We start from the raw sequence: 16,001 nt of genomic DNA on the forward strand, positions 1-16,001 counted from the left end.
TGAAGCCCAACAATCCCAATACGCCGGAACCGAACAGCCAGACAGCGGCAGGAACAGGCACGGCCGAAACAGAATTCTCGGCAAAGTAAATATCCTGAATGGCAAAAAAGTCTCCATCCAGTTCAACTCGGCCAATCTTCTCGCCCGCGTTGGCGACGATGCCCCAGAAGCTAAATATGTCTGACAACTGATTGTTAAAAGTCGCTGTTAATATATTGGCTTCGTTGTAGATACGAATAGATTCCAGGGGACTACCAAAGTCGACCAGTCCGAAGCCGACCCCGGAAACGGTGTATCCGTTGGCCAGGAAATCGATATTAAGAATGCCATCCCATGATCCGTAAGGGCCGATTTCCCCCAAGGCGCCGTCGGCATTCACTGATCCAGTATCTGAACCGCCAAAAGCGCCTGCCTTGGTCGAGAAAGTCACATCAGTTGAATAGCTTGTACCATCATTATTAGTGGCGCCAGCGAAGCTGATATGGTCATTTTCGGCACCAAGTGCTGTCAGGAAGTTTGATGACGCCGTATTATGGGTAAAACCGCCGACCGGAGCGCTATAAGTAACAAGAGAGGCTTGCGCGGCATTGACTCCGAGCAGGCCCAAACCGAGCGCGGCAGAACAAAGTATTTTTTTCATGGGAGCTCCTAGATTAAGCAAAGAATTTCAACATCCCGACTGCGACTATTTGTTTTAATTTTCTTAAGCCGGGCGCGAAAAGAATATTCGCTCCTGCTGTCCCCGTCAATAGCCATTGGGGCGATAAATCTTATAAATAAAAATTGCCATTTTTATAGCCAAACCAGCCAGTTTCTCTAACTAATAGATTAAGCCTCTATTATAAAGCGATGTTTTCTGGACTCGCTCAGCTGCCGGCGGACAGCCTGGGCAGCAGCGTCGTTTTTATCCAGCCTGCAAATACCTATCAGCGGCTTCGGTTTATGCCTAGCTTCAGCATGCGTGAACGCAAGGTATTCGGATTCATATCCAGCTTGACGGCGGCGCCTTTGGAGCCTGAGATAACCCAGTCTGATTCTTCAAGCGTGCGCAGAATGTGATTGCGCTCCATCTCTTCCATGGTAGCCGGCTGGCCTGTAACAATATGAGCGCCGGCGTACGGATTGAGCAATGGGCCGATTTCCAGTATCGGCGCCTGGCAGAGAATGACGGCGCGCTCGATCACATTCTGCAATTCCCGCACATTGCCGGGCCATGCGTAATTCTGCAGCGATTCCAGAGAGGCCGGATCGATGTCGTCGATGCGCCTGCCGAACTTCTTCGCGTATTTGGCCAGGAAAAACCGGGCCAGCAGCGGAATATCGGCCTGGCGTTCGCGCAGCGCCGGAATATTGATGGGAAACACGTTCAGGCGATAATACAGATCGGCCCGGAAGCGGCCTGCCGCGACATCGTCGGCGAGGTTGCGATTAGTCGCCGCGATGACGCGCACGTCGACCTTCAACGTCTCGCTGCCTCCTACGCGCTCAAACTCCTGTTCCTGCAGCACGCGCAGCAGTTTGGCCTGGGCCGCCGCCGGCAACTCGCCCAGCTCATCCAGCAGCAAGGTTCCGCCGTGCGCCAGTTCGAAGCGCCCTTTGCGCTGCTGGGTTGCGCCGGTAAAAGCGCCTTTCTCATGGCCGAACAATTCGCTCTCGATCAATTCGCTGGGCAATGCTGCGCAATTGACCTTGACCAGTATCGCGCCGCTGCGATCGCTGAGGTCGTGAATGCCGCGCGCAAGCAGTTCCTTGCCGGTGCCGGTCTCGCCCAGCAGCAGCACCGGCGTGTCCGTGCGGGCCACCATGTGAGACTGCTCGAAGACGGCGCGCATGGCCTTCGAGCCGCTGACGATCTCGCCGAAGTTGTGTTCGTAATCGATCACTTCCTGCAGATAGCCTTTCTCGAGCTGGAGCCTGTCCAATTCCTGTTCGGCCAGCCTGCGGTCATTCACATCGCGCAGGATCATGGTGTAGAGGCGCTGCCCGCCGGCTTCCAGCGGCGAAAAAGTCGCTTCGATTGCGAATTCCTCGCCGTCGGCGCGGCGCGCACTGAGACCTTCCGGCACCCAGGTCGGCGCCTTGACAGTATGCTCGTCAAAATTGAGGAATTGCCTGAACAATGCATGGCAATGCGGTGCAATAAATCGCTTTACGGGTTGGCCGATGGCGAGGTCGGCGGCACAGCGGAAAATTCTTTGGGCGGCGGCATTGAATAACGTGATGTTGTGCTGATGGTCGATCGCCACAATGGCGTCCATAGCCGATCCCAGGATGGCTGAAAACCGGTGCTCGCTTTCTGCCAAAGCTTGCATGGTCAGCTTCTGCTCGGTCCTGTCGCGCTGGGTTTCCACGACGGCGACGATCTCTCCCTTGTCATTGACAATAGGCCCGGCATCGATGACCAGATAAAGCTTGCGGCCGTCCGGCATCGGGCACCAGTTCTCTGTTTGCAGCGTACCGGCATCCGATACCCAATTACCGGCTTTTTCGTAAAGACTGTCCAGTTTTCCGAGCGAGTGGTCGAGCAGCAGATCGGCCAGACAGGGACGCGGCTCGGCATAAAATCCCTGCCAATGCCTGCTCGTGCCGATCATGTCCTCGGCCTTGAGCCCTGTCAGCCGCTCGCAAGCCTTATTCCAGATCACGACCCGGTGCTGGGTATCCAGCACGAAGGTCGGAACAGGCATGTGTTGCAGCAAGTGCTCGGCGAAGCTGTTTTGTGGCAGTTTTTTCAGCATGAAATGAAATCACAGGAGGTTTTACAGCAGGCTTAAGCCTGCTGCGGCAAAAGGGAATGGCAGTTTACATCAAGTACCGGTTATCGCTTCAATCTTTCCATTTCTTCCAGCAAATCCAGCACCAGCGCGCTGCCCGGCAGATTCACGCCCAGGTCCTGTTCCAGCCTCATAGCGATTTGCAGGCGTTTCAGGGCATGCGTATCGAAACGCCAGGTATAAACAGAAGTTCCTTCGGGCTCCAGCACCCCTTCCTCGACCATTTCAATGACCTGGTCGGGGCTGGCCTTGGCGAAATCGCACAATTCAACCAGCGAGAAGCGCATGCTTTCATCAAGCACAATACCGGAAATGACGACTATCTCATTTTTCATCTCATACCCCCATCGCCGCGCGCGGATTCATCGGCATCACTTTGGCCATTTTCTCATACAGGGCTTTTGCCTCATCGGTTCTGGCCGATGGCGCGACGATTTTCAATGCCACGTACTGGTCGCCGGCAGGCGTTCCGGGCAAGCCGCGGCCTTTCAGGCGCAATTGCTTGCCCGCCTGCGAGCCGGGCGGAATTTTCACTTCGACGGCGCCGCCCAGCGTCGGCACCGGAACGGTAGCCCCTAAGGCCGCTTCCCACGGCGTCACCGGCAGTTCAAGATGAATATCGCGCCCCTCGGCGCGGAAATAACGGTGGGGCTTGAATTCTATTTCCAGATACAAATCGCCGTTGCCGCCGCCTCCAACCCCCGGCATGCCCTGCCCGGCCAAGCGTATGCGCTGCCCGGCCTTGATGCCTTTAGGAATTTTGACATTCAGCGTCCGCACGTTTGAAACCAGATGCCCCTGGCTGTCTGCTTGCGGCATGTTCAATGAAATCAGGCTGTCAGCGCCGCGATAGGCATCTTCCAGATCAATCTGAATCTTGGCTTGCTGATCGCTGCCCTGCATCTGCCTGTCATAGGCGCCTCCTCGCCCCCTCCTGAAACCGCCGCCAAACAGCGCCTCAAAAAAGTCACTAAACCCACCGCCTGGCTGCGTGCCGGTAAACCCCTGGTCAACTCCGAAATCAAAGCCCCAATCAGGCGGCGGCGTAAATGGCTGCCCTTCCTGCCAGCCGCGCCCTACCTGATCATAGGCGGCCTTTTTTTTAGGATCTTTGAGCACTTCATAGGCCTCGCCCAATTCCTTGAACTTTGCCTCGGCATTGGCTTCCTTGCTGACATCGGGGTGATACTTGCGGGCCAGTTTGCGGTAGGCGCGTTTTATCTCCTCCGGCGTCGCATCCCTGGAGAGACCCATTATTTTGTAATAATCTTTATATTCCATAAGGCTAATTGACTCTGCTTTAGCTTGAGAAACGGATAAATTAAGCACGCCATACAAATATGGCTATAATCTGAAAACAAGGCCCGAATAAGGCTAAGAACTTTATAAAGCCATGGCTGTCTTTATATCACGACATTGCCTTCATTTGGAGCCTTTGTGACAGGGTAAGTTTCTCCCGCACCTGAATACGAAACATTTAGAACAATTAAGAAAAATCAAGGTTTCCAAGCAAGGTTCATCCCATGAAAAATACACCGCTGGCTCCTTCACAACTTTACAAACCGTGTAACATTGAGCAATTAAAATTCGATTCTACCGACGAGCTTGAAGACATCGACATCATCGTCGGCCAGGAACGCGCTCTGGAGGCCATCAGGTTCGGCATCCGCATCAATAAAAGAGGCTACAACATTTTTGCGATGGCGCCTTCCGGCACCGGCAAGTTCACGACCATCAAACAACTGGTCGAGCACGAAGCCCTCCATCGGCCTGTTCCTTCGGATTGGTGCTACGTCAACAACTTCAGCCAGCCGGCAAAACCCACAGCCATCCGCTTATCACCGGGGCAAGGCAAGGTTTTCCAGCACGACATGGCGCAACTGATCGACGAATTGAGCGTCGCCATTCCAGCGGCATTCGACGGTGATGAATACCGCTCCCGCGCCGGCGAGCTCGAAAGCGAATCGCGCCAAAGGGAAATCACCGAATTGAACCGACTGCGCGAAGAAGCCGAAAACGCCCATATTCTGCTGACCGAAACGGTGACCGGTTACGGATTCGCGCCGGCCGATGAAAACGGCGTCGCGATGACGCCCGAGCAATTCAACAAGCTCGATAAAGAGCAGCAGCATAAAATCCAGGAGACCATTTTTAATTTGCAGGAACGCCTTCAGCAGCTGCTGAAAAAATTCCCGATCTGGCGCAAGGAGACCAAGCGCAAACTCCAGGCATTGAACCGCGAAACCGCCGCCTTGGCCGTCAACCACTCCATTGATGAGTTGATCGAGAAATACGCCAAACAACAGGACGTCATCGATTATCTGAATGACGTCCAGAAAGACATCATCGAGCACGTCCGGGATTTCGTGCCGCACAGCGAAAAAGCACTGCCTTTTCTGGAGATGCCGCAGGAAGGGAATCCGCTGAAACGCTATCAGGTCAATCTGATCGTGGATTTCAGCAACAAGCGCGCCGCTCCCGTGATCTACGAAGACCTGCCCAATTACAGCAACCTGATCGGCCATACCGACCATCAGGCTCACATGGGCTCATTGATTACCGATTTCACGATGATCAAGTCTGGCGCATTGCATCAAGCCAACGGCGGCTATCTGATCATCGATGCCCGGAAAATCCTGTTTCAGCCTTATGCCTGGGAAAGCCTTAAAAGAACGCTGCAAGCGGGTGAAATCCGCATCGAACCGCTGGAGCGGACGCTCAGCCTGATCACGACCTCGCCATTGGAGCCGCAGCCCATCCCGCTCGTTGATTTAAAGATCATCCTGTTCGGTGATCCGCTGCTTTATTATCTGTTAAGCGTCTATGACCCTGAATTTCCCGACTTCTTTAAGGTCGCCGCCGATTTCGATACAGCCGCCAACCGTGAAAGCAGCACGCATGAATATGCACGCCTGCTGGCCACGATCGCCCGGCGCGAGAAATTGCGCCCATTGAGCCAGCAGGCCGTCGCCAGAGTCATCGAGCACAGCTCGCGCATGGCCGGCGACGCCGAGAAACTGTTGACGCACCTGCGCAGCATCAAGGATTTGTTGACGGAATCCGACCATTGGGCTGAAGAAAACGGCCATACCCTGATCGCCAACAGCGATGTCCAGCAAGCCATCGACCATAAGATTCACCGGCTGGATATGATCCGGGAAAAGCTCTACGAAAACATCGAACGCGGCACCGTACTGATTGATACCGAAGGCAAAGTGGCAGGTCAGATCAACGGCCTGTCTGTGCTGCAACTGGGCGAATTCACCTTTGGCCAGCCGTCGCGCATCACGGCGACGACGCGCCTGGGCAGCGGCAAAGTGGTCGATATCGAACGCGAAACCCAACTGGGCGGCGCCATACATTCCAAGGGCGTACTGATCCTGTCGAGCTTCATCGCCTCGCGCTATGCGAGAAACAGCCCATTCTCGCTGTCCGCCAGCCTGGTGTTCGAGCAATCCTACAGTCATGTCGAAGGCGACAGCGCCTCGCTGGCCGAACTTTGCGTCATCTTATCCTCGCTGGCTCAGGTGCCTTTACGGCAGGATCTGGCGATTACCGGATCGGTGAATCAGCTGGGCCATGTCCAGCCGATAGGCGGCGTCAATGAAAAAATCGAAGGCTTCTTCGATATCTGCTTAAAAAAGGGCCTGACCGGCACGCAGGGCGTGATCATCCCTACCGCCAATGTCAAATACCTGATGCTGCGCTGGGACGTCGTGCACGCGGCCCAGTCCGGCCAGTTCAATATCTACGCCGTCACGACCGTGGATGAGGCGCTTGAACTGCTGACCGGAATGGAAGCCGGCGCTGCCGACGCACAGGGCAAGTATCCGCCGACATCGTTTAACGGCAAGGTTGAAGCCCAGCTATTGCAATTTACGGCAATCAGCAAGGAATTCCGGCTTAAGGCCGAACAGCAGGAAGCCCCCAAAAACAGCGAAGGTTAGCCGCCACAGCCCTATAGTTGCTATTTTTTCGGATTGCCGTTTCAGGGAGCCCACAACGATGACCGTCCCCAAATATTTCCGCCCCGATATGGAACAGAAACTCGACGGATTGGACGAACTGGCCCAGGATTGCAGTTATTCCTGGACCCATGGCGCTGACGAGATATGGCGCGAGCTGGATGCCGAATTCTGGGAGCAGACCCGGAATCCCTGGCTGGTGCTGCAGACGGTTTCACGCGCCCGCCTGGAAGACCTGTCCAAAAATGAAGCTTTCTGTGAAAAACTGCGGGTTATCGTTTCAGCCCACCGCCAGGCCTTATCGGAACAACGCTGGTTTCAAGTGAAACAGCAGCAGGACATTGCCCTGCGGACAATCGCTTATTTCAGCATGGAGTTCGGCCTCAGCGAGGCCCTGCCTATTTACTCGGGCGGGCTCGGCCTGCTCGCCGGCGATCATTTAAAGGCCGCCAATGATCTGGGACTGCCGCTGGTGGGCGTCGGCCTGCTCTATCAAAAAGGCTATTTCCGCCAGGCTTTCGATGCCGACGGCAATCAGATTGCCCTTTATCCAGCCAGCGAAACCAGCGATATGCCGATCTCACCGGTCCGCATCAACCGTGGCGAATGGCTGCGCATACAACTGCTGACGCCGTCCCGCTTATGGGTCCGGGTATGGCAGGCGCAAATCGGCCGCATCAAGCTGTATCTGCTCGATACCAACGACCCGGCCAATCATCCGGTGGACCGCTGCATCACGGCCGAACTGTACGGCGGCGGATCGGAATACCGGCTGTCCCAGGAAATCCTGCTCGGTATCGGCGGCTGGCAGGTGCTGCAGGCATTGGGCATCACGCCTGATGTCTGCCATCTGAACGAAGGCCATGCCGCTCTGCTGGTCCTCGAGCGGGCGCGCCACTTTATGCGGGCACATAACGTCGATTTCGCAACGGCTTTGACCGTAACACGCGCCGGCAATCTGTTTACCACCCATACTTCGGTGGAAGCGGGTTTCGATCGCTTCAGCCCCGATCTGATCAAAAACAGCCTGGGCCTTTATGCCAAAGAGCTGAATCTTGATCTCGACGGACTGCTGGCTTTGGGCAGAATCCCCGGCAACAACGATGTGGCTGCACCTTTCAATATGGCTTATCTGGCGATACGCGGCAGCGCCGCCGTCAATGGCGTCAGCCGTTTACACGGCGAGGTCAGCCGGGATATTTTCAATCCCCTCTTTCCGGGCTGGCCGAGATATGAAGTCCCCGTCACGCATGTTACGAATGGTGTCCACGCTCCATCCTGGGACTCCATGGAAGCCGACGAGCTATGGACTCAATTATGCGGCAAAGGCCGCTGGTTTTGCGATCCGGAACATCTGGCCAAACAATTCCATCATGTAGAAGACCAGGCCCTGTGGCATTTGCGCGCCCGGAACCGGTCCCGGCTGGTGCAGTTCGTGAGGGATGAATACAGCCGGGAGCTGAACGTGCACAGCAATTTATTGGACAGCGAAGTGGAAGACCTGGCGTTGCGTCTTTTTGATCCGAATGTGCTGACCATCGGCTTTGCCCGCCGTTTCGCCACCTATAAAAGGCCCAACCTGCTGCTGACCGATCCTGACCGGCTGGCGCGCCTGTTGACCGATCCTCACAGGCCAATGCAATTAGTCATTTCCGGCAAGGCACATCCGGCGGATTTGCCGGGCCAGCGTTTAATCAAGGACTGGAACCAGTTCATGCGGCGCCCAGAAATCCGCAATCATGCCATTTTCCTGAGCGATTACGACATGATCACGGCCGAATATCTCGTACAAGGCGTCGATCTGTGGATCAACACGCCAAGGCGCCCGTGGGAGGCCTGCGGCACCAGCGGCATGAAGATCCTGGTCAACGGCGGCCTGAACCTGTCCGAGCTGGACGGCTGGTGGGCCGAAGCTTATCGGCCTGAAGTCGGCTGGGCGTTGAACGGGCACGAGGCCGAGCATACCGATGCCGATCAGGCCGATAGGCTATACGAATTGCTGGAACAGGAAATCGTGCCGGCCTTCTATGAACGCAACGGCAATGGCATTCCGGAACGCTGGCTAAGCAAGATGCGCGAAAGCATGACGACCTTGACGCCCTTTTACTCGGCTAACCGCATGGTGCGGGAATATACCGACCATTTCTATTTGCCCCTGGCGGAGAAATATCAGCGCCGCACCGTGAATGGCGCGCAGGCAGGCCGGTCCCTGAGCCGCTGGCTGTCGCGCCTGAATGATCTGTGGCCCAAGATTCATATCGCGCGCGTCAATATCGAGAACCGCGAAGCCGTGTATTTTTTCAGCTTGCAGCTTTACCTGGGCGACTTAACGGCGCAGGATGTCAGAGTGGAGCTGTTTGCAGAACCGACTGAAGGCGATACGGACAACATTCATGAAATGCACATCGACCACGCCCTGCCCGGTGCCGTCAACGGTTTTGTCTATACTATCAGCATTCCGGCAAAGCGGCCGATTTCGGATTACACGCCCAGAATCATACCCAACCATCCTGATGCCGGTATACCTGCCGAAGCCCAAGCTATTTTATGGGTAAAATAAGAACGGGTACTGCGCACCGGCGGAAACGGATACGGGCCATTTAATGTGAACGTTTTATCGCAACCATTTTATATAGGGGAAATATGAACATAGTCCTGGCATATGGCATTCTTGGATTCAACACCGTGCCTTTTACGGATATCGAATACTTCAACAACATCCAGAAACATCTCGAAGACAGATTCCAGGCTCGGGTATTGGTCGCTGAAGTTGCCCCGGTAGCCGGTATTGAGGTGCGCGGCAACCAACTGAAGCGTAAAATTCTTGATGATCTGGAGCAAACCGTCAAACCGTCCGTTCTGGACCCGGACAAGAAAGTGCATATCATCGCCCATAGCATGGGCGGACTGGACAGCCGCTACATGCTGTCTCCGGCTAACCCCGACAATATTGCCGACCGGGTCAGCTCGCTGACTACTATCGGCACGCCGCATCAGGGCTCGCCTCTGGCCGATCTTTTCGAGTCATTCGTGGACGGCGAATCCGAGATGCCGCTGCTGGGAGCCATAGAAGGCGTCATTCGCGGCATAGTCAGTAAATTTCTTTGGTTTGATGCCGTGTATGACTTAACTACGGAATCCACGCGTAAATTCAACGATATCTATATTGATAATCCGCAGGTTGACTATTTCTGCATCGCCGGCGAAGGGCGCCATGGCGACGAGTCATCGAAGACCTGCAAGCTGCTGCTTCCGGCGCATCGATACATCAAAAGAATGACGGACGAGGAAAACGACGGCACGGTGCCGGTTTCTTTCGCCCTGCGCGACGGCTGGGAAGCTATTTCTCCGCCCTGGCCGGCCGATCATTTCGATGAAGTCGGGCATGATCTGGATAGGGGCGTGAACAGCACGCCTGAACACTTCGATTACCTGCGCAAGTACGAGGAAATTGTCGAGCGCCTGCAAAGCTACCAAGCCTGACCGAGCTGAAACGGTACGCGGCGCCTACCCTACCGTAACCAGTGTAGGCTAGGTTGGAGTTTTAGCGGAAACCCAGCATGGGCGGTTTCGAAATACTGGGTTTAACAGCCCGGCTTACCCCGCTGCCCTGCAAAACCAGGGCGAAATCCACGGTAGGGTACGCATCGCGTACCTATTCAGGGCTTCTCGGCACACCACAAGTCCGGAAAAGTATGCGATGCGTACCCTACAGAACTTCTGCTTCCCTCTACAAATCAACGCCGCATCCCCGGCGGAGAACTGTAGCTGTCCAGCACGGCAAGGTAATTAGTGCGTTCGAACGATTCGGGATCGGCACAGAACTGCTGGCTCAAACGGCCTTTCATGTCCTTGACCGAAGCATACTCATGCTGTTCCATCCAGGACATCAGTCCGGCTTTGATGCGCGTCAGCTGTTCCGGCCCGTGCAGCAGCAGCGTGGCGCACAGGTGCGTGACGTCGGCGCCGGCCAGCAGCAGCTTGATGACGTCAGCGGCAGTGTGCACGCCGCCGGTCGCAGCCATCGACAATTTGACCCGGCCGTAAAGAATGGCTATCCAGCGCATGGCCAGCAGCGCGTCCGCGGAGGTGGAAAGATGCAGTTGCGGGATGATTTGCAGAGTGTCGATATCCATGTCGGGCTGATAAAAACGGTTGAACAACGCTACGGCATCGGCGCCTTCATTTTCCAGCTCCCTGATGAAACGAGGCAAAGCGCTGAAATAAGGCGACAGCTTCATCGCAATCGGAACATGCACCTTATGGCGCAACATCCGCAACAATTCCAGATAGCGGTTTTCCACGTCCATATTGGTTTCATAGGGATCGGTGTCCAGGTAATAGACATTCAGTTCCAGCGCATCGGCGCCGGCCTCTTCGAGCAATCTGCCGTTTTCCACCCAGCCATTCAGGGAAATGCCGTTAAGGCTGGCGATGATCGGGATGTTCAGCGCGTTTTTCAAGTCCGCGAGATGCTCCAGATACTGATCCAGTCCCGGTTGAAAACAGCTGTCGAAAGGCAGAAAACTCTCGGCTTCGGGATGCCCTATGGTCTGATGAATCAGAAAGCGCGCCGTCATTTTTTCTTCGTTGCGCAGTTCTTCCTCAAACAGCGAATACATGACCAAAGCCGAAGCGCCGGCGTCTTCCAGACGGCGCGCCGAATCGATGCTGCGCGACAGGGGCGATGATGAAGGCACCAGCGGATTGTCCAGTTTAAGACCCATGTAGTTTGTGCTCAGATCTATGCTGCTCATGGTCGATCTACTCCTGTTCGTTTTTATTTTGTCTGCCGGACGGTTGCTCGGCCTGCAGCCGGTAATGCCGATAGCGGTCGTTCACATCGCGTTGCGCCTGCTGCAGGAGCTGTTCCGAGCGCTCGGCATGCGTGCGGCTGAGGATGCTGAAACGGGCCTCGGTCATGGCGAAATCCCGGTAAGGAATGGAAGGCTTCTGGCTGTCCAGGACCAACGGATTCTGCCCCTGCGCCGTCCGCCTCGGGTCGAAGCGCAGCAAAGGCCAGTGCCCGCTGCGCACGGCCAGATCCTGTTGGCGCAGGTCGTTGGACATGTCGACGCCATGCGCAATGCAAGGGCTGTAGGCAATAATCAGCGAGGTGCCCGGATAGGATTCGGCTTCCAGAAACGCATGCAGGGTCTGGATGTCCTTGGCGCCAAAAGCGACCTGGGCCACATAGACCTGTTCGTAATCCATCGCCAGACGCGCCAGATCCTTTTTGGGCGTGGTCTTGCCGGCTGCCGAAAACTTGGCGACGGCGCCCCGCGGCGTGGCCTTGGAGGTCTGGCCGCCGGTATTCGAATACACCTCCGTATCGAGCAGCAAAATATTCACATCGCGGCCGGAAGCCAGCACATGATCCAGGCCGCCGAAGCCGATGTCATAGCCCCAGCCGTCGCCACCGATGATCCAGACGCTGCGCTTGACGAGATTTTCCGACACTTCCAGCAGCCGGCCTGCGGCATCGGCAGCGATGCCTTGCAATCGTTGGTTCAGCTCGGCGACGCGCTGGCGCTGGTCATAGATGCCGGCCTCGCCGCTTTGGTCGGCATCGAGAATCGCATAGGCCAGTTCCGGGCCGACCGGATCGCGCAGGCTTTGCAGCAGCTCGCGCGCGTATTGAGACTGCTGATCTATCGCAACGCGCATGCCTAGGCCGAATTCGGCATTGTCCTCAAACAAGGAATTGGACCAGGCAGGACCGCGCCCTTCGGCGTTTTTGGTCCATGGCGTCGCCGGCAGATTGCCGCCATAGATGGACGAACAGCCGGTCGCGTTGGCGATCACCATGCGATCGCCGAACAGCTGACTGACCAGCCGCAGATACGGCGTTTCGCCGCAGCCCGGGCACGCGCTTGGAAACTCGAACAAGGGCTGCAGATGCATGGCTTCCGGTAGCTTGTTGTGATGCAGCAGGCGGCGGTCCGGTGCCGGTATTTGCAGGAAGAAATTCCAGTTTTCGCGCTCCTGAGCACGCAGCGGCGGCTGCGGATGCATATTGACGGCTTTACGCTCGGGATTCTCACGGTCACGTATCGGGCAGACCTGCACGCACAGAGTACAGCCGGTGCAGTCTTCGGGCGCAACCTGATAACTGGTCAAAAGATCGCTGCCTAAGGCCTTGCTTTTGACCGGCACGGATTTGAATGTCGGCGGTGCATTTTCAATGCTGTCGGCAGTGAATAGCTTGCTGCGGATCACGCTGTGCGGGCAGACGAACACACACTTGCCGCACTGAATGCAGATATCGGGCTCCCAGACCGGAATCTCCAGGGCGAGGTTGCGCTTTTCGAACGCGGAAGTGCCGGTTTTAAAGGTGCCGTCCGGCTCGAAACGGCTGACCGGCAGAAAATCGCCGCGCCCGGCAATTATCTCGGCAGTCAGGCGTTGCACATAATCAGGCGCGTCGGCGGCCACGGCGGGCGGCATTTCGATCACGCTGCCCGCCTGCTCAGGCACGCTGATCTGATGCAATTGGGCAAGCGCCGAGTCGATGGCCTCAAGATTGGCCTGCAGTATGCGTTTTCCAGCCTTGGCATAGGTTTTCTGTCCGGCCGCCCTGATCGCGTCCAGCGCCTCGTCGAGCGGAATAACAGGGGTCAGAGCGAAGAAACAGGTCTGCATGACCGTATTGATGTGCCGGCCCAGGCCGCAGCTTCTGGCGATTGCATAGGCATCGATCACGAAAAAGGCGATGTTTTTCTCGATGATAGCCTCCTGAAAACTGCGCGGCAGACTGTCCCAGACCTGATCGGCACCGACAGAGGTATTCAGCAGAAACACCGCGCCCGGAGCCGCTTTGTCGAGCATAGGGTAGCGTTCCAGAAACACCGATTGATGACAGGCGACAAAGCTGGCTTCGTTATCGCCGATCAGATAACTGGAACGGATTTTCTCCGGGCCGAAACGCAGGTGGGAAACCGTGACGGCGCCCGCTTTTCGGGAGTCATAGACAAAATAGCCTTGGGCATTGAGCTGCGACTTGTCGCCGATGATCTTGATGGAATTCTTGTTGGCGCTGACCGTACCGTCGCTGCCCAATCCGTAGAAAACGGCACTGACCGTGGCTTTAGCGGCATCGGTCCGGAATGTCGGGTCCCAGTTCAGATGGGTCTGCGTCACATCATCGATAATGCCGACCGTGAATGCGTTCTTGGGCCGTTCTTTGGCCAGTTCATCGAAGATGCCCTTGACCATAGCCGGTGTAAACTCTTTCGAGGATAAGCCGTAACGGCCACCGACAATTTTGGGCAACTGGGCAAACTTGGGATTGTCTCCCAGATAATTCTGTGTGACAGCGGTCAAAACATCTTTGTATAGAGGCTCGCCATCGGCGCCCGCTTCCTTGCTTCTGTCCAGAACCGCCAGGCTGCGCAACGTGGCCGGCAAGGCGTCAATCAGCGCATCGGCTGTAAACGGACGGAACAGGCGGACTTTCAGCATGCCGACTTTTTCCCCATGCGCGCTAAAATGACAAACGGTTTCCTCGGTGGTTTCGGCGCCGGAACCCATCAGCACGATGACCCGCTCGGCATCTTCGGCGCCTATATAGTCGAACAGGTGATACTGACGTCCGGTCAGTCCGGCGAAACGGTCCATCGCCGCCTGCACGATGCCGGGCATGGCCTGATAGTAAGGATTGACGCTTTCCCGCGCCTGAAAAAACACATCGGGATTCTGGGCGCTGCCGCGTAGGACGGGATGATCCGGCGACAAGGCGCGCCGACGGTGCTGATGTATTAACTCGTCGTCGAGCATGGCGCGAACAGTCGTTTCGTCAACAGGCTCGATAGTGGCGATCTCGTGCGAGGTTCTGAAGCCGTCGAAAAAATGCACGATAGGAATGCGCGCGGCCAGCGTTGCCGCCTGTGCAATCAGGGCAAAGTCCATGACTTCCTGCACCGAATTGGCCGATAAGAACGCAAAGCCCGTTGTCCGGGCCGCCATCACATCGCTATGATCTCCGAAGATCGACAGGGCGTGCGTCGCCAGTGTGCGGGCCGCGATATGAAAGACGGTTGACGTCAGTTCGCCGGCAATCTTGTACATGTTCGGAATCATCAGCAGCAGTCCCTGCGAGGCCGTAAAGGTCGTGGTCAGCGCACCATTCTGCAGGGCGCCATGCACGGCGCCGGCCGCACCGCCTTCACTTTGCATTTCTATCACCTGCGGCTGAGCGCCCCAGATATTCTTGCGGCCTTCTGAGGCCCAAGTGTCGGCCCACTCCCCCATAGGCGAGGCCGGCGTAATCGGATAGATGGCGATGACTTCATTGGTCAGGTAGGCGATCTGCGCGGCCGCTTCGTTGCCGTCGATCGTGATAGTGGTTGCTTTTGACATCAATCGTCCCCGTAAAATAACAGCTTTCAGAGCCTCGTGTTCTATCGCAATTATTCGATATGAGCTGCATTAGTTCCTCTGTGACAATCGGCACGTCAAAATATTCGCCTTTTTCCGGAACAACCTCGCAATCATCAGTTATTTGCATCAAACCGCATCTTAAACTCTTGAAGAATGAACAGAATTTGGGATTCTCTGTCTTAATCTCAGAGACAAGCTGATTTTCTCCGAAGCATGTCCCTTGATTTATCAGTCAAACAAAAACAGAGGTGTGTTATGGCATTAAAAGAAGACTTTGGAAGCCTGCTCGAATCCCTAAAAACCGAACGTGATGAAATCAAACTGAAACTGCATCTTGGTTCCATGGAAGCCAGGGAGGAATTTGAGAGTGTCGAAAAAAGCTGGAACGCTTTTACCCAAAAAGCGGGCGACATCGCTGATGATACAGTGGAAACTTCGGAAGAGTTTATCGAAAAAGCCAAAATAGTCGGCGAAGAATTGAAAGCAACCTATGACCGGATCAGAGCGAGATTGTCTAAATGATCATCGGCTTTGCATCAAGATACAAGATATTGGACCGCTCCCTGCATCATGCAGAAAAGTGCTTTCAACGGTATAAAAAAACGCCCCACACCCTATCTTAAGGCATGGGGCGTTCCATTATCTTAGTCTAAACGGAATAGTTTAGATTATAAAGATACTGATAAAGCAGTGCCAACAGTGAGAGACGCGCCTGCTTGCAGATTTACAGCCGGCAACAAGGCATCAACTGTTCCGACTACTGATCCCAGAACGCCATTTACCAGAGTCAGAGTGCCGCCCAGCAGAGAATCCAAACCTAAGAGTGCACCAGCTGAAACATTGTCCATCTGAGCATCAGTCAAAGCTACAGGCTCAGCAGAAG

At 55.6% G+C, this 16,001-nt stretch carries 10 protein-coding genes and 1 pseudogene; 4 read left to right on the plus strand and 7 right to left on the minus strand.

The window, feature by feature from the left end; genetic code table 11:
* The 4 genes and pseudogenes from IT781_RS19940 to IT781_RS19955 all read right to left on the minus strand — a co-directional run.
* Positions 1-640, minus strand: a pseudogene (locus IT781_RS19940) (hypothetical protein); the annotation flags it as partial.
* 286 nt (positions 641-926) lie between these two features.
* Positions 927-2,738, minus strand: a complete 1,812-nt coding sequence (locus tag IT781_RS19945) for a sigma 54-interacting transcriptional regulator (protein ID WP_194971931.1) — start codon at positions 2,736-2,738, stop codon at positions 927-929.
* 80 nt (positions 2,739-2,818) lie between these two features.
* Positions 2,819-3,109 (minus strand): chaperone modulator CbpM, encoded by a 291-nt coding sequence (locus tag IT781_RS19950; RefSeq protein WP_194971932.1) that lies wholly within the window; start codon positions 3,107-3,109, stop codon positions 2,819-2,821.
* A 1-nt stretch (position 3,110) separates the two neighbouring features.
* Positions 3,111-4,055 (minus strand): DnaJ C-terminal domain-containing protein, encoded by a 945-nt coding sequence (locus IT781_RS19955; protein WP_194971933.1) that lies wholly within the window; start codon positions 4,053-4,055, stop codon positions 3,111-3,113.
* A 242-nt stretch (positions 4,056-4,297) separates the two neighbouring features.
* On the opposite strand from IT781_RS19955, the gene IT781_RS19960 reads away from it, so the two are divergent.
* The 3 genes from IT781_RS19960 (at position 4,298) to IT781_RS19970 (ending at position 10,222) form a co-directional block, all read left to right on the plus strand.
* The gene (locus tag IT781_RS19960; RefSeq protein WP_194971934.1) at positions 4,298-6,721 is read left to right on the plus strand and encodes a Lon protease family protein; all 2,424 of its coding nucleotides are present in this window, start codon (positions 4,298-4,300) and stop codon (positions 6,719-6,721) included.
* 58 nt (positions 6,722-6,779) lie between these two features.
* A complete protein-coding gene (gene glgP / locus IT781_RS19965) occupies positions 6,780-9,299 on the plus strand; it encodes an alpha-glucan family phosphorylase (protein ID WP_194971935.1) in 2,520 nt (839 codons plus the stop codon).
* 83 nt (positions 9,300-9,382) lie between these two features.
* Positions 9,383-10,222, plus strand: coding sequence for a hypothetical protein (locus IT781_RS19970; RefSeq protein WP_194971936.1), 840 nt, complete (start codon positions 9,383-9,385; stop codon positions 10,220-10,222).
* 254 nt (positions 10,223-10,476) lie between these two features.
* Here IT781_RS19970 and IT781_RS19975 read toward each other — a convergent pair whose 3' ends face one another.
* On the minus strand, positions 10,477-11,496 hold the full coding sequence (locus IT781_RS19975) for a dihydroorotate dehydrogenase-like protein (protein ID WP_194971937.1): 1,020 nt from the start codon (positions 11,494-11,496) through the stop codon (positions 10,477-10,479).
* A gap of 7 nt (positions 11,497-11,503) precedes the next feature.
* The gene (gene nifJ, locus IT781_RS19980) at positions 11,504-15,097 is read right to left on the minus strand and encodes a pyruvate:ferredoxin (flavodoxin) oxidoreductase (protein ID WP_194971938.1); all 3,594 of its coding nucleotides are present in this window, start codon (positions 15,095-15,097) and stop codon (positions 11,504-11,506) included.
* A gap of 276 nt (positions 15,098-15,373) precedes the next feature.
* Between nifJ and IT781_RS19985 the strand changes: the two genes are divergently transcribed.
* Positions 15,374-15,640 carry a hypothetical protein gene (locus tag IT781_RS19985; protein ID WP_194971939.1) on the plus strand — a complete coding sequence of 89 codons (267 nt, stop codon included), beginning with the start codon at positions 15,374-15,376 and terminating at the stop codon, positions 15,638-15,640.
* Between the two features lie 146 nt (positions 15,641-15,786).
* Here the strand turns inward: IT781_RS19985 and IT781_RS22530 are convergent.
* Positions 15,787-16,001 (minus strand): hypothetical protein (locus IT781_RS22530; RefSeq protein WP_228779301.1); only part of this gene is annotated, 215 nt, incomplete at its 5' end.

Origin of the sequence: Methylobacter sp. BlB1 (assembly GCF_015476545.1) — a bacterium.
Lineage (GTDB): Bacteria > Pseudomonadota > Gammaproteobacteria > Methylococcales > Methylomonadaceae > Methylobacter.

What these genes read in the sequence shown, in the direction of transcription:
- IT781_RS19985 (WP_194971939.1), top strand. Translation starts at nt 15,374, where the DNA reads ATGGCATTAAAAGAAGACTTTGGAAGCCTGCTCGAATCCCTAAAAACC.
- nifJ (WP_194971938.1), bottom strand. Translation starts at nt 15,097, where the DNA reads ATGTCAAAAGCAACCACTATCACGATCGACGGCAACGAAGCGGCCGCG.
- glgP (WP_194971935.1), top strand. Translation starts at nt 6,780, where the DNA reads ATGACCGTCCCCAAATATTTCCGCCCCGATATGGAACAGAAACTCGAC.
- IT781_RS19955 (WP_194971933.1), bottom strand. Translation starts at nt 4,055, where the DNA reads ATGGAATATAAAGATTATTACAAAATAATGGGTCTCTCCAGGGATGCG.
- IT781_RS19960 (WP_194971934.1), top strand. Translation starts at nt 4,298, where the DNA reads ATGAAAAATACACCGCTGGCTCCTTCACAACTTTACAAACCGTGTAAC.
- IT781_RS19945 (WP_194971931.1), bottom strand. Translation starts at nt 2,738, where the DNA reads ATGCTGAAAAAACTGCCACAAAACAGCTTCGCCGAGCACTTGCTGCAA.
- IT781_RS19970 (WP_194971936.1), top strand. Translation starts at nt 9,383, where the DNA reads ATGAACATAGTCCTGGCATATGGCATTCTTGGATTCAACACCGTGCCT.
- IT781_RS19950 (WP_194971932.1), bottom strand. Translation starts at nt 3,109, where the DNA reads ATGAAAAATGAGATAGTCGTCATTTCCGGTATTGTGCTTGATGAAAGC.
- IT781_RS19975 (WP_194971937.1), bottom strand. Translation starts at nt 11,496, where the DNA reads ATGAGCAGCATAGATCTGAGCACAAACTACATGGGTCTTAAACTGGAC.